Origin of the sequence: Pantoea sp. Cy-639 (genome assembly GCF_011752525.1) — a bacterium.
Classification (GTDB): Bacteria; Pseudomonadota; Gammaproteobacteria; order Pseudomonadales; family Pseudomonadaceae; genus Aquipseudomonas.
This window is the reverse complement of the sequence record NZ_VWXI01000014.1, coordinates 72,199-86,917: the sequence shown is the minus strand read 5'-3', so window position 1 is coordinate 86,917 and position 14,719 is coordinate 72,199. Positions and strand designations below refer to the sequence as shown.

The following is a 14,719-nucleotide window of genomic DNA, read 5'->3' as shown; positions in this document are numbered from 1 at the left end:
AGGCGACCTTTCACATCTGTAACCCTGCCGTCATGCCCCTGTGGGTTGGCCGTCGCTAGCGTGGACTGCGAAATCCATCTCCCGGAGGTTCGCACCATGACCCTGCTACGACCGACCTTGATCGCCGCCCTGCTGGCACTGTCCCTGTCCGCTCAGGCCACTGGCTTTTCCCAGCAGCGCAACGAACAACTGCTCCAGGACCACCAGCAGGCGGTGGCCGCCTATGCCGCGAAACGCGACAAGCCCATGCCGGACATCGTCGACTACCGCTACGGCATGAAACTGGACGTCGCCCGCTTCGTGCGCCAGTCCGGCGATCCGCGTACCTGCAACGTGGTGCCACGGCTGATGACCTTCGAGGACAGCCAGGGTACCTTGCGCACCGTGCGCTACGTGGTGCAGTCGCAGTGCATCAACAACAAGTAGCCGCGAGCGCCAGAGAGAACACGAACCACTGAAGGATCGCCCCATGCGAAGGGCTATCGGTATCCGAGGTAGTTGGCACGGGACGGGGTGATATCCGAATGACAGACCACTGATGGGCAGCTACCCATCCAGCCACCTCACGGGCCGGAGAGGAAGCTCACCAGTTGTCGACCATGGGAACTCAACACGTCCCAGCCACGGAAGCAGATCCTCAATTCCAGGGTCGCCCAGCGCTCCGCCAGGGCCACCCGGCGCACCGCGAACTCCTGCTCGGCGCGCAGTGCCGCGGTCTCGGGCAGCATGGCGATGCCTGCATGCTGTGCCACCAGTTGGGCAATGGCCTCGAAACTGGGCGCGCGGACCCGCACCTTCAGCGGCATCGCCAGGTTCATCGCCAGTTCCTCGATGAAGCGCTGCATCGCCCGCTCGGCCGGCAGGCAGACGAAGGCAAAGCCCAGGGCATCGGCCAGGTGCAGGTCGACGCGCCCGGCCAGGGCATGATCGGTCGGCACCAGCAGGACCAGGCGCTCGGTACGGAACGGCAACGACACCACGCCATCGTTGACCAGGTTGCCGTCGTACACACCGATCTCGCACTCCCCGGCCAGCACCATCCGCAGCACATCGACACTCTTGTGCTCGACCAGTTGCAGATCGACCTCCGGGTAATCGGCAAGGAAAGGCCCGAGCACCGCGGGCAGCAAAGTACTGTTGCTCACCGTGGAGGCCGCCAGGTGCAGGTTGATGCGCCGCTGACCGGCCAATTCCTTGAGGGTGTCGCGCAGTTTCTGCGCCTCGCCCAGCACGCCACGGGCCGACTCCAGCACCAGCCGACCGGCCGGTGTCAGCTGCATGCCGTCGGCCTTGCGCACGAACAGCGTCAGGCCACAGCGTGCTTCGAACTGGCGCAGACGCGTACTCGCGGCCGACACCGCCACCGGAAAGGTCGCCGCCGCCTTGCTCAGGCTGCCGGTGGCAGCGATGGCGGCGAGCAGCCGCAGGTCGGGCAGATCGAAGTGCATGCTGACTTCTCCAGAATAGAACGCCATGTTCGAGAAAAAGCGATTCTAGCGCACCGGCATTCGCTCCAGAATAAGCCGCAACGCCACCGGTTACGGACTGCCCATGCCAAACCTGCCCGCCCCGCTCCACCGTGCCCTTGCCAACGGCAGCCTGTACGCCGTACTGGCGGCCCTGGGCTTCAGCTTCAAGGCCATCTTCGTCAAGCTCGCCTATGCCGCAGGTCCGGTGGACGCCATTGCCCTGCTGGCCTTGCGCATGGCCCTGGCGCTGCCACTGTTCGCCTGGCTGGTGTGGTCCAGCCGTGGTCGAGGCGATACGCCACTGACCTTGAGTGACGGGATGCGCGTGGCGCTGCTCGGACTGTTCGGCTACTACCTGGCGAGCCTGTTCGACTTCTATGGCCTGCAGTTCATCAGCGCCGGCCTGGAGCGCCTGATCCTGTTCACCTATCCGACCCTGGTGCTGCTGATCCAGGCCGTGATCCAGCGTGAGCGGCCCTCCCTGCGCACCCTGGCCGCCATGGGCCTGTGCTACCTAGGGTTGGGTATCGCCTTCGTCCACGATATCGGCACGGCCGGTGGCGGCAACCTGGTGGTGGTAGGCTCGCTGTGGGTGTTCGCCAGCGCGGTGACCTATGCCCTGTACTATTCCGGCACCGGCATGATGCTCAAGCGCATGAGTTCGATGCGTCTGGCCGGGTTGTGTGGCACGGCCTCGTCACTGATGGTGCTGGCCCACTACCTGCTGGTGGCGGATGTCGCGCCATTGCTGCAACTGCCGGGGGCAGTGTGGGGCAACGCGGCACTGATGGCGCTATTCTCGACAGTGCTGCCGATCTACTGGGTGGCCCTGGCGATCCAGCGCATGGGGCCGACCCACACTGCTGCGGTGGGCAACCTCGGGCCAGTACTGACCGTGCTGGCCTCCTGGGCGATTCTCGGCGAGCAGGTCTCGCTGTACCAGATCGTCGGCCTGGCCCTGGTGCTGTTCGGTGTATCGCGGTTGAAGCCGGCGAAGAAGGCCGAAGCGCAGCCAGGCTCGCTCCGGCAAGACCGCGAAGACAGTGGGCTCAACGGGTCCCGACAATGATGCCTTGCTCGCGCAACTGCTCCAGCAGCATCAGCCCCTGGCGCTGCACCTGGTCATTGCCCAGCGCCCGCAAGCGCTCGCGGCCGGTACCTGGCAACCCCACGAGCACCTGCCAGGCCAGCGGTGCGATACGGGCAAAACGCACCTGCAGGTCGCCATCGCGGTAGACCAGCAACAAGGTCGGCGCTTGCCCGGGTTCGGTCGGCTGGTAGTCCGGGCCGATGCGTTCCACTGGCCAGCGATAGGCCAGAACCCGTGCCACGCAGGACAGCAGCGGTTCACCATCGAGCAGGTCGCCCTGCGGATCATGGGCTGGGTCCTTGGCGTCACTCAAGTACAGCTGGGCCTCGACCCATTCGTAGTGCGCCAGCTCCAGTTGCCAGGGCGCATCGAGCTCGATGCCCTGCAGGTAATCGATGAAGGCTTCGGCAATCTCGGTGAACAGCGGCGTCTGGCTACGGTAGCGGGCGTAGAAATCGGCGACCCGCGCCTGCCAGCGCGCCTCGCCCAAGGTACTGCGCAGCACTGGGAAACTGCCCGCCAGCAGGCCCTCGATCGCGCCGAGAAACAGCTCGCGATAGACCTTCAGGCGACGCGCCTCGATACCGGGTGGCGGTGGATTGGCAACAGGATCGCGCAAATGCCGGGCCAGGGTGAATTGCTGCGCACGCAGTGTCGTGGACATGTCAGCACGCTCCATGGGCCAGTTGCAGTGCGCGGATGCGCGCCGTTTCTGCCAGCAGCTCGGCCAGCGGTGGGTAGTTGAAGTCACGTTCGAGCACCGTCGGCTGCGTGCCGAAACGCTGGCAGGCGCTGGCGAACAGGTCCCAGACATCTTCCTTGACCGGCGCGCCGTGGGTGTCGACCTTGAGGTCCGCGGCTTCGTCGTAATGTCCGGCCACATGCATGCCCACCACCCTCTGCACCGGCAGGCCGGCCAGGAATGTCTGGGCGTCGTATCGGTGGTTGCAGGCGTTGACGAACACGTTGTTGACGTCCAGCAGCAAGTCGCAGTCGGCCTCGTCGAGCACCGCTCGGATGAAGTCGAGCTCGTCCATGGCCTGATAGGGGGCGGCGTAATAGCTGATGTTTTCCACCGCGATGCGCCGGCCCAGCACATCCTGGGCCTGGCGAATACGTGCAGCGACATGCTCTACGGCTTCTTCGGTGAACGGGATCGGCATCAGGTCATACAGATGACCGTCATCACTGCAGTAACTCAAGTGCTCGCTGTACAAACGCACCTGATGACGGTCCATGAACTGCCGGGTTCGCGTCAGCAATGTCATGTCCAGCGGCTCGGTGCCACCGAGCGACAACGACAAACCGTGACAGGCGATGGCGAAGCGTTCGGCCAGGCGCTCTAGGCCCTGGCCGAACGCACCGCCGACGCCGATCCAGTTTTCCGGGGCGCACTCGAGGAAGTCCACCGCGCCGCTGTCCAGCTTGAGCAGTTCGGACAGCAGGCCACGGCGCAACCCAAGGCCTGTATTCAATGAGGTGGGGGTCATGCGCGGACAGCTCCTTGAAAAGGATCGAGGTGCAAGGCAGGCCCAGTCGGACCTGCCCTGCAATCAGCCGTATGAGCTGGGCTCAGTGCTGCTCGGCCAGATGGCTGAACAGCCCTTCGGGCATGGCCTTGCCATTGGCCTTGAAGATCGCTGCCAAGTGATCATGGGCCTCCTGCTCGGAGATGAAGCCATCGTGGTTGCTGTCGATCTTGTCGAAGTCGCCAGCACGGTCCTTGGCAACCGCGAGGAACTCCTCGCGGGAAACCTTGCCATCGTGGTTGGTGTCGGTGCGTGCGAACGATGCGTCGCCACATTTGCCTTCACCGCACTTGCCCTCGGCACCGGCCTTGGCACTGGCACCACACTTGCCCTCGCCACACTTACCCTCGGCCTTGGTGGCCTTGCCGCTGGCGCCGCACTTGCCTTCAGCCTGTGTGGCCTTGCCGCCGCCACCGCACTTGCCCTCACCGCATTTACCTTCGCCCGGGGTCTTGGCCGAGGCCAGCTGGTAGCCCTGGGACAGGGGTTCTACGGCAAAGGCTGTGTTGCCCATGAACATGCCGCCGATCAGGGTGGCACCGAGCAGGCCGAGCGTGTTTCGAGTCGATTTCATGATGAAGCTCCACGTGTGGTTGAAAAGTGGAGCCATTTGGCCGCAGCGGTGTGTCGTCGGTGTATCGCGACAGACGGTGTTTTGTATGGCAGCACGTCAGATCGACACACAGATACAGAGTGATACATCGACTCAGGCTCCGCCGAAGCACGACACATTCACAGGAGAAGCTCCGTGCCGCCGGCGGGGGTGTCCATCGCTGCGAACGTCAAATCGATCATCAAGCGTCTCCTGGCATTGCCTTGTGCCCTTTGGATATCGCCCACAGTGTCCTTCCTCCCCGCCGCTCCAGCGGCTTGAGACTCCTCGAGCACTGCCTCCAACTGTCGATGGAAACTTTCATCCAGTTGCACGAACCGGGCCTGATAAGCCTTGTCCATGAATTCGCTCCAGAACGGCTGGTCGACCAGCCAGCTCGCCAGTTCGCTTTGCGATTCATGCGCCAGCACTTCATCGCGGATCCGTCCGATACGCAACACATCGAGGCGCGCATCCTGTGGGTAGGCCATCTCGTCGGCCTCGATAGGCAATTCCAGGTGTTCGCGCAGTGCCAGCTGATACCCCATGACCACTTCCAGCGGGTCGATGTTCTGGCGGGTAGGCCAACGAGGAATGCGCTGACTCACCAGTTCCTCGACCTTGTACAGCCGCCATAGACGTCGACCAAAACGAACCAATGCGGCCTGGGCCTCATCGGGGCGAGCTGCCTCGGCGACACTCCAGGCTTTCATGCGCACCTCCAGCATGCTGAAGCGCCAGAGGTGACCATCCTGGCACGTCAAGCCATCATCGACGTGGGCAAACAGCTCGTCACGCAAGCGCGCGTTAGACTGCATGCCCTGCAACATCCGGTACACCCGGTTCGCCAGAAGACGTGGCTGCTGGCGGAATCGTGCAGTCTTTTGCAACAGGCCCAACAATGACATGACGCCCGCAGAGTGGGCGCTCGCCTGCAGTTGTGTCCAATATCCGACCAGGTTCTGGCGCACCTCGGCAGGTGCCGCTGTCGCCCAGCGCTCGGCCACCACACTGCCAGACTCCTCGTCCTGTGGTGCGCTACGCAAGCGCTCCAGTTGCGAGCTGTCCAGGGGATTGCCATCCAGGTGTATGGTCCGCCCAGTCCAGGAAGGCAGGCCCATGAGCTCCTGCGGCAAGCGGGTGATCCGGTTGTCCCGCAGGTCTGCCAACTCCAGCAGCGGACAGTCCTCCAGGCCATTGGGCGGTGAATCGATCTGGGTATTGCGCAGACGCAACTTGCGCAGGCGCAGCATGCCGCTGACCGAGAAGGACCTGCCCAACGGATTATCGGCAAGGTTGATGTACTCAAGGTTTTCACAGCTGGCCAGGACCGTAGCCTGGGCGGTGTCCAGGACGATCTGGTTGTTGTACAGCTCCAGTACTGTCAACTTGTCGAGCGCGAGCTGGTTGGGCAGGCGCGTCAACCGGTTGCCTTTCAGACGCAGCACGCGCAGATTGGGAAAGGCTTCAAGGAAGGCAGCTGGCACACCAGGCAAGCCCATTCCCTGGAAACCGAGTTCAGTCACCTGGGAGAAGCGGATACCCGCTGGCAGTACAGGTAGCTGGCCAGGGTGCCCACCAGTGAACAGCACACTATCCACCCCCTCCCCCGGTGCAGGAATACGCCGCCAGGCATCGATCAAGCGTTCCTTGATCATGCCCCGTACCGCTTGGCTACCGGCATCCTGATGGCTTGCGACATGCCACTTGTGCAGGGTCTCCTCCAACTGGAGCAGTTGCTGGCGCAGCCTAGGCAGCGCTTCCCACACCTGTTGCCCTTCACGCTCCAGGTCCGCCAGCCATTGCACTATCTGCTCGACATCGAAACAGGGATAGATACGCCGCACCTCGGGGTACAAGGCGCTGGGGCCCAACGCCCGTATCGCACCTCGACCACTCAAGGGGAAACCGATCCGCTGTGCATCCAGCCGCTGCAATGCCGCCAGGGCCCCCCGATGGGTCGGGCTCAGCAATCGCTCCACTTCACCCCGGCGCTGGGCAGCCTCCTGTCCCAGGCGGCTCTGCAGCCTCGCAGGGAAAGGTTCCCCCAATGCCAGGGTTGCTCTTTGCTCCTCGTTCAATGCTCCCGCCATCACGGTGAACAGCTCACCCGCAGCGCTGTTGGACAGCCCGCCAGCGAACAGGCGGAATTGTCCATGGTCATGTACCAGGTCCAGGCTTGCCATGTTGCCAGAGGTATCGAACAGCAAAGGACCATTCACCTCACCCTCGAACAGGCGCCAGCGTATTTGGGGTGCACCCGCCACATGCTTGAGCATGCCCAACGCGACACGGGCCAGGTCGCTGGTCTGCGGGGTTTCCAGCGCGAAAGCCTCATGCACGCGAATGGCGCGGACACGTAGCGCCATGCTGCGCGCGGCCTCCGCGAGGCGCAGAGGAACACGTCCTGTGGTGGTGAAGCGCTGGCTATCCTCGACACTGGCCTGGCGCAGGAGCGCCTGGGCAGCGCAGCGGTGCAGCCCTGAAAACTGGCGCAGCAAGCCTTCGCCACGTTGCCCCAGCCCTTCGCTCCAACGCCGATAAAGCTCTCCCAGCAATTGCCGGCGCTGACGCTGGACCAGCGAGGCCAACGCCGGACCGAATACGTCGGCGGCACCCGGCAATCCTTGGGCGGCTTGCAACGCTTCGAAGTCCCACACGGGCACACCCAGTCTCAGCTTGTTTTCCACTTCGATCACCCGTTCGGCCATGCGCACACGCATCGCGGTGTCGAGCAGCTCAGCCGGCACCGCGTCTGTGCGCACGTGCAGGGCGCGCAACTGGTCGGCATCCAGGCCATGGATCGCCATGACCTGATCGATCTGTTCGTCATGCAGGGGGCGAAACGCCTCGCCCAACCGGCGAAACATCTGGTGAACATCCGACCAGCCTGCCGGGTCATCGCACTGCAGGCGCCAGCCGCCTGCCCCCATGCGACTCAACAACGGCCCATGGCCGTTGCGCGGACGCACTTGCAGTTGCCGGTCCGCAGTACGCTGCACCGCATAATAGTGCCCGTCCATCTCGACCCAACGCTGGTCGTTCAAGCGATGGATCCCTTGCTCATCCACTTGCGCTTCCTCAGGTGGATGGGCGCTACGAAACGGCACGAGATCCATTGTCCAGAGCTTCTCTTGGCCATTCTCCAGGCGAGTCGCCACCAGGCCGTCGACTGCGCCAGCACCCGGCAGCGAACGCGCCAACAGCTTGCCGCCAACCACCATGGCAGCGATTGCAGCCAGGCGTTTGCCGACATCGAAAAAATGCTCCACCGCTTCGTGCATGTCGCCGTCGAACCAGGCCTCGATACCTTCGAAGACCGCACCGAGCACCTCCCAAGCGAGCAGCGCCAGGAATGCCAGGGCAATCTCGGGCACGAAAAAGCTGGCCAGACTCAACAGCAACCAACCGTCCGAGGCCAATCGCTGATGGTGGTCACGCTGTAGGCGTTGATCCAGTTGCGCCACAGGGGACAGGACCACTGCGGCATCGGTCATCACCTTGAGACTGTGTGCAGTCGCCAAATGCGAGAAGAGTGGACGTGGGTAGTCCTGCAACTGCTCGTTCAGGTCGCGGGTGGCCCACTGTGCCAGATCACCCAGCGAATCTCTGACCTGGGCGAAGAACGCGGCACGTTCGGCCAGCGGCACGAAACGCTTGAAAAAGCCTTGATACGCAGACTCGCGCAAGCGTTTGCCCGGCACCTGCCGGGCAAACGCCTCCAGGCTGTCGAAGGCACTCCAGGGCCCATGCGGATCGCCTGGAATGTATGCCAGCACACGCTTGCGGTTCTTGCCGAAGAGCAGCCCGTCCTCTTTGACATCCAACACCACGATCTGCTCGAGCCGGCAGCCGAACAAGCTCAGTTGCCTGGCCATGACCTCGTCCCCTTCGAGGCGTCCCGGTACGCCACTGCGACAAAGCCCGAGAATCAGTTGCAGTTCCTGATCGTCCAGCGTGCCGTGGTGGTAACGGGCCTTGTAGGCCTCCATCAGCATGTCCGCCTTGAGCGTCTGCTCCAGCAACGAGGGCACATCCACCTGCTCGTCATGGTCGCTCCATGGGGTATGCAGTACGCCATCCAGATGCGCCTGGTAGCGAGCCCCTAGATCGAGCTCGCGGCACAAGCGGGCGAACTCGATGGCAGATGGATGCTGCACTTCCTTGCCCTGCGCATCCTCCAGACAGTTGCCCTCTCGCTGCCCGCCCTCCTTCGCCTCGCCCGCGGTGAAGTTCCACAGCACCGCCTCCATCAACGGGATGGTGCGGTACTCGACTTCGTGGATCGGGGCCCGGTTCGGCCCCCAACTGGTGACCGGCCTGAACACGCCCTGGTCGAAGCGCATTGCTGCCGGGTCGAAGCTCGGATCAAAGCCTTGCAGCGCCTCCCGCACCACCGGCACGGTGAAATGATCGATGCGCTGGACTTGCCTGAGCCGCGTCGCTATCAAGCGCCGGCCACGCAAGCTGGTTTTCATGGCCTGGCTCAACTCATCGAGTTGCTCGCCAGTCAGGTTTTTCAGCCAGGGCGGTTGCCGGTTGGCAATCAGGTTGTCCTGGTAGGCTTGCGCCAGTATGTGCGGGTCAGGTCGTGGAGTGTCGTCTACGTCGGTCATGCCCGTGCCTCTTTCATGTTTGAAGGCACGAGACTAGGCGTGGAGGCTGGCCGGGGGCGTCTAGTTACTTACCACACAGGTCCGCAAGCAGCTCGGAAGGGACAAGGCAAACGGTCCCTCGCTAATGCGAGGGACCGTACGGGGTCAATCATCCAGTGGCTTGGGGGGAGCGGCGGGCTTGGCCGGTTTGGCCGGCTTGCCCTTGCCATCCTTGGTCTTCGGCTCGGCCGGCACGACAGCCACTGGTTCCGGCGCAGTGATCGCCTTTTCGCTGGCGGGCAAGTCGTCGACCGCCTTGAAGATCACCTGGGGGTCGAGCTTCTCGCCACTGTCATCGTCCTTGAGCACATGAAGCTCACCGTCCTTGCCCACCAGGATCACCTTGGTACCCTTGCTGGCGCCAAGCTTGAGCTCTCGGATCAGGGCCATGGTGGTCTGCTGCTCGAGGTTCTTGTCCTCGCGCTTGCCCATCATGTTGGCGACGCTGAACAGTACCAGGTTGCGTTCGGTGAACCCGGCCTTGGTCGCCGGATCCTCCAGCGCCTGGTTGAGCCCACGCAGGGTCGGGTCCGCCGAGCTGGGGGCGATGACCACCAGCGGCCTGGCCTTGCCCAGCTCCTTGGCCAACGGCGCGTCACTGTCGGCAGCGAGCAACGGCCCGGCAACCGCGAGCAGGGTGGCGAGGGTCAGTGACCGAACGAGCATGCATATCTCCTTGTTCTCTCGATAAAACCAAAGACTACGGATCAGCGAGAAAGATCCGGCGAGGCAGCCTAAACCAGCTGACAGAACAGAGGGTCCCAGAAAGGTAACCAGCCATTACCAGGACCCCGGCGCTGACCTGAGCATAGCCCAATGCGCCAGGGACACCGTCTTCAACGCAGCGGGTCTTGCAGCCGCGCCAAGGTGAGTTCGAACAATAGCGCCTGTCGGGCCGCCTGCCGTTCATCACGGATCTGGTTCATACGCGCCAGGCGCTCGTTGTCGGGGACCGTCTCGAGTCCCATCAGCCGGGCAAGGCGTTCGTGGTAAGGCGCATCGAGACGATCCAGACGCTCACTTTCCACCGTGCTCAGATGCGTTTCCCAGAATGCCCGCCCAGCCAGCGAGCGGGCCAGCGTCTCGGGCGACTCGGCATCGAGTATCCGTTGTCGCGCCTGCTCGACCTGCCGACGGTCCAGCCTTGCGGTTTCGGCAAACAGCATGTCCTGTGGCTGGGCCGGCAGCGCCAGCGTGTCACGCAAGGCCAGGCGATAGGCCAGCATCACCTCGAGCTCATCTGGATTGCCTCCCGAAGCCCGCCGCCCAAGCACATCCTCACGGGCGATGGCATCAACCTGCTCCAGCCGCCATAACTGCTGCCCCAAGTGCAGCAACGCGTGCTGCCGACCGCCCTCGCCGGCCTCGCGTTGCGCCCGCCAGACCTGCATCTGCAGCTCAAGCTCACTGAAGCTCAGCGCCACGCTGTCCTGGCAGGTCAAGTTGTCGGTGACCTGCGCAAACAACTGCTCGCGCAACTCGACATGCTCGCGCATGGCTTGCAGCATGGCGAACACACGCCCAGCAAGGGCGCGGGCATTGCGCCGGAAGTCCGCGGTTTCCGGCAGACGTGCGAGCAGTGCGAAGAAGTCCGCCGAACGCGACTCGGTCTGCACATCCTCCCAGCTGGCGGATTGCTCGGTGCGGTGCAGGCTATCCGCAGCATCCAGCCAGCGCTGCCGAGGCGAGAGGCTGGACGGCCCTTGTGCTCCTTCGACACCGGCTGCGCCCGGTAACAGGTTGCTCAAGCGTTGACGCTCGGCCGCCGTCAGTGGGTTGCCGCTCAACAGGATGACTCGACGGATCCACAAAGGTGATCGATGGAAGCGCTCGGGCATGGAAGTGAGCTGATTGTCGCGCAGGTCCGCCAGCAGCAGTTCCGGGCAGTCCGGCAGACCGGGCGGCATCCGGTTGATCCCGGTGGCCCGCAGGTGCAGACGACGCAGGTGGGCCATCCCGCTCACATCGAAATCGCGGCCCAGCGGGTTGTGTGACAAGTTGAGGTATTCCAGGCCGTCACAACCCGCCAGCATCGCCGCCTGCTCGGCGTCGAGCACGATCTGGTTGTTGAACAGGTCCAGTTCCCGCAGTTGATCGAGTTGCGTCAGCCGCCCCGGCAGGCGGCTCAGGCGGTTACCCGCCAGCTCCAGTACGCGCAGGTTGGGAAACGCACGGATGAACGCGTCGGGCACACGCTCCAGATCCATGCCCAACAACGCCAGTTCCTGGATATGCGCGAAACTGACCTCACGCGCAAACTCCGGCAGACTGCCAGGCGTCACGGCATAACTGATGAAGCGCAAGCTCACCCCAGCCAGGTCGATACCCTGCCCTGCCGCCGGCCGGCGTTGCCAGCAGTTGGCCAGGGACTCCATGAGGTAGCGGCGCTCATCGCCCTGACGTGGGTCGGCGGCCTGTCGCGTCCAGCGCTGCAGGTGCCCCTCCAGCGTTGTCAGTTCCCGCGCCAGGCGGGCAAGTTCGTCATCGATGCTCCCCCCTGTCCGCTGCAGGTCGTTCAACCAGGCCAGTACCTGGGCATCGTTGAAGCTCGGATACACTGCACGCACCCTGGCGAACAAGGCCTGCGGCCGGCCCCGACGTGAATCGCTACCTGGGCTGCGCCCGCTCAACGGGTAGCCCAGGCGACCGTCGTCAAGGCGCAAGGGGGCCCGGAACCAGCCACCCCGTGCGCCTGCTCCCAGCCACTCGGCCAGTTGCTGGCGGTGCTGCGCTGCCTGACGGGCGAGCAGCACCCGCAGATTATGGGCAACGGGCTCGCTCACGCCCATCGCTGCCCACTGCCGGTCCTGGTAGGCCCGCGTCATGACCTCGAACAATTCTCCGGGGCCTGCGATCAGCTGGCCCTGTGCCGTGTTCGCCAGGAACTGTCCACGAACATGCACCAGGTCGACATCGCGGATCCCTTCCTGCGCCTGCAGCAACACGGGGCCACGCAAGCTCCCTTCGAACAACCTCCAGCGCACCCCCTGCGCGACACCTGGCAGATAGCGCAGCAGGCCAATGACCGCACGCGCCAGATCGGCATTCTGCGGAGTGTCCAGGTACAACCCTTCGAGCACTCGCGCCACCCGTATGCGCAGTACGCTGGCCCTGGCTGCTTCGGCCAGTCGCAATGGCACCCGGCCGGTATCGGCCAACCGTTGCAGATCGGCGGCGCCCGCCGAACGCAGCAATGCGCCTGCGGCACGCCGATGCAAGGTCGGGAAGACCCTGCGCAAGGCCACGACGCCGGCATCGTCGCTGGCCTGCAGGCGCTCGTAGATGCGCTGCAACAGCAGGCGGCGCTGCACCCAGACCTGTTCGGCCAGCTCAGGGTCGGGCAGGTCGTCTGCACCTGGAAGGCCTCGTGCCTCGGCGAGCAGTGAGGTGTCAGTGACCCGCTTCCCTGCACGCAGGTCGCTCACCAGGCGGCGCACATGCTGATCAAGCCTGGCGCGAACCACGGTATCGACCAGCTCTGGCTCAGGCACCCGGCCATGCACATGCAGTGCCCGCACATGATCGGCGGTCATGCCATGGATGGTCAGCACATCGTCGATCCGCTCATCGTCCAGGCCCTGGAAGCGTCGCCCCAACCGCCGAAACATCACGCGGGAATCGGCCCATTGTGCCGGTTGCTCGTATTCGAGCCGCCAAGCGCCCGCGCCATTGCCGTCGAGCACCGGAGCGTGTCCGTCCACCGGGTTCAGTTGCCAGCGCCCATCCACCGCACGCTGGCGTACCGGATAGCCCGTGCCGTCCATGTCGATCCAGGCTGCCTCGCCGACATGCAGGATGTCCTGCGCATCGCGTGTACCTGCCAGCACAGGAGGCGTCCCCTGGAACGGCCGCAGGTTCTGCTGCCATAGCTTCATCGTGCCATTCTCAAGCTGCGCCGCGACCATGCTGTCGACCAGTCCCGAGCGCTGCCAGGCCCGACTGGCCACGACCACGCCGGCAGTGGTGACCCCGATCAAGGCAAGATCGGTCGCCACGTTGAGCAGATGATCGAGCGCCTCGCTGTCATCCCCCTCGCGCCAGGCATCGACCCCCTGGAACACTTCGCCCAGCAACTGCCAGGCTGTCATCGCCAGCAAGCCGACACCGATCAGAGGCACGAAGAGACCGGCCAGGTTGAGCAGGGTCCAGCCCTGGGCTGCAAGGCGCCGGTCGTGCTCGCGCCGGACCTCCAGGTCGATGGCCGTCGTGGGGACCGCGATCATCGCCGCATCGTCCTTGATCTGCAGGATCTGCGCCCGCGCCAAGTGGTCGAACAACGGCGAAGGGTACGGGTGCATGTGCTCGTCGAGATCGATATTCGCCCACTGCGCCAGGTCGGCGTAGCCACTGATGACCGGGCCGAAGAAACGCTGGCTGTCGCGGCGCCGCACGAAGCGGCTGAAGAACTGCTGGTACGCCGGCAGGCGCAGGCGCTGCCCCAGCACGCGTCTGGCGAACTGCCGCAGGCTGGCTTGAGCGCTCCAGGCCCCATGGGGATCGCCTGGTATGTAGACGAGTACCCGCTTGCTGGTGTTGCGCAGCCATCCTTCGTCGATGATATCCAGCACGACGATCTGCTCCAGTGGGCAACCCAGCAACTGCAAGCGCTTGGCCACCACCGGCGCGCCGTCCACACTCAACAGCAGATCGTGCAGGCACAGGCTGGTGATCAACTGCAGCTCGGTGTCGTTCAACACCCCCTCAAGCCTGGCCTTATGGGCGTCGACCAACATGCTCCAGCGCGTGACACTGGCAAACACCGCCGGGACGGAATCGGCAGACGTCGCCGAGGTCCCCTCGAAGACCTCGGCGAGATGATGCTGATAGCGTTCTCCCAGATCGATCTCACGACAAAGCTGCGCGAACTCGACCGCAGAGGGCGGCCTCAGGCTGCCTTGCGTCGCACTGGTGAGTCGATTGCCTTTTGGCTGCCCCCCGGACAGGGCCTGTTGCGCGGTGAAATTGCGTAGCGCGGCCTCGAGCATGGGGATATCGCCGTACACCACCTCGGTGAGGTGATAACCCACCGGCTGGGCGTCGATCACCGGCTCGCGGTGCCCCTGGATGAAGCGCCATTGCGGCAGGCTGAACGTACTGCCGAGGCGCGCCTGCAGTTCACCTTCAAGCGTCGTGCGGGCGAATCCGGCCAAGGGTTGCACCTGGGCCAGGATTCCCTGCAGGCGCCGTCGCGCCTGCAAGACCTGGCGCAAGGCGCTGCCCAACTGCGCCAATTGCGCAGTTCCGGCCTGACGCAACCAGGCAGGCAATCGCCGGGTGATCAGATGGTCCTGGTAACGCTGCTCGCTCGCCAGCAGCGGCATCAGCTCCGAGGCGGGATGCTGTGATGCGGTCATGACGGTGTCCTTCACGGTTGAAAGACACGA

The 14,719-nt window shown here is 64.2% G+C and carries 9 protein-coding genes; 2 read left to right on the top strand and 7 right to left on the bottom strand.

Annotation, left to right across the window (positions count from 1 at the left end; genetic code table 11):
• Positions 1-96: 96 nt before the first annotated feature.
• Entirely contained in the window at positions 97-426 is a 330-nt protein-coding gene (locus tag F3J43_RS17440) for a DUF2790 domain-containing protein (RefSeq protein ID WP_286184723.1), read from the top strand.
• A 137-nt stretch (positions 427-563) separates the two neighbouring features.
• Here the strand turns inward: F3J43_RS17440 and F3J43_RS17435 are convergent, their stop codons facing one another.
• The gene (locus F3J43_RS17435) at positions 564-1,448 is read right to left on the bottom strand and encodes a LysR substrate-binding domain-containing protein (RefSeq protein WP_166889265.1); all 885 of its coding nucleotides are present in this window, start codon (positions 1,446-1,448) and stop codon (positions 564-566) included.
• 103 nt (positions 1,449-1,551) lie between these two features.
• Between F3J43_RS17435 and F3J43_RS17430 the strand changes: the two genes are divergently transcribed.
• Positions 1,552-2,538, top strand: coding sequence for a DMT family transporter (locus F3J43_RS17430; protein ID WP_166889262.1), 987 nt, complete (start codon positions 1,552-1,554; stop codon positions 2,536-2,538).
• Here F3J43_RS17430 and F3J43_RS17425 read toward each other — a convergent pair.
• The 6 genes from F3J43_RS17425 to F3J43_RS17400 all read right to left on the bottom strand — a co-directional run bounded on the left by F3J43_RS17425 (position 2,519) and on the right by F3J43_RS17400 (position 14,689).
• Positions 2,519-3,223, bottom strand: coding sequence for an HvfC family RiPP maturation protein (locus F3J43_RS17425; RefSeq protein ID WP_166889258.1), 705 nt, complete (start codon positions 3,221-3,223; stop codon positions 2,519-2,521). The genes F3J43_RS17430 and F3J43_RS17425 overlap by 20 nt on opposite strands.
• Before the next feature lies 1 nt (position 3,224).
• Positions 3,225-4,049, bottom strand: coding sequence for an HvfB family MNIO-type RiPP peptide maturase (locus tag F3J43_RS17420; RefSeq protein WP_166889255.1), 825 nt, complete (start codon positions 4,047-4,049; stop codon positions 3,225-3,227).
• Positions 4,050-4,131: 82 nt separating this feature from the next.
• Positions 4,132-4,662, bottom strand: a complete 531-nt coding sequence (locus F3J43_RS17415) for an HvfA family oxazolone/thioamide-modified RiPP metallophore (RefSeq protein WP_166889253.1) — start codon at positions 4,660-4,662, stop codon at positions 4,132-4,134.
• A 158-nt stretch (positions 4,663-4,820) separates the two neighbouring features.
• Positions 4,821-9,296 (bottom strand): NEL-type E3 ubiquitin ligase domain-containing protein, encoded by a 4,476-nt coding sequence (locus tag F3J43_RS17410; protein ID WP_166889249.1) that lies wholly within the window; start codon positions 9,294-9,296, stop codon positions 4,821-4,823.
• Between the two features lie 144 nt (positions 9,297-9,440).
• Positions 9,441-10,001 (bottom strand): DUF4174 domain-containing protein, encoded by a 561-nt coding sequence (locus F3J43_RS17405; RefSeq protein WP_166889246.1) that lies wholly within the window; start codon positions 9,999-10,001, stop codon positions 9,441-9,443.
• A gap of 170 nt (positions 10,002-10,171) precedes the next feature.
• The gene (locus F3J43_RS17400) at positions 10,172-14,689 is read right to left on the bottom strand and encodes an NEL-type E3 ubiquitin ligase domain-containing protein (protein ID WP_166889243.1); all 4,518 of its coding nucleotides are present in this window, start codon (positions 14,687-14,689) and stop codon (positions 10,172-10,174) included.
• Positions 14,690-14,719 lie beyond the last annotated feature (30 nt).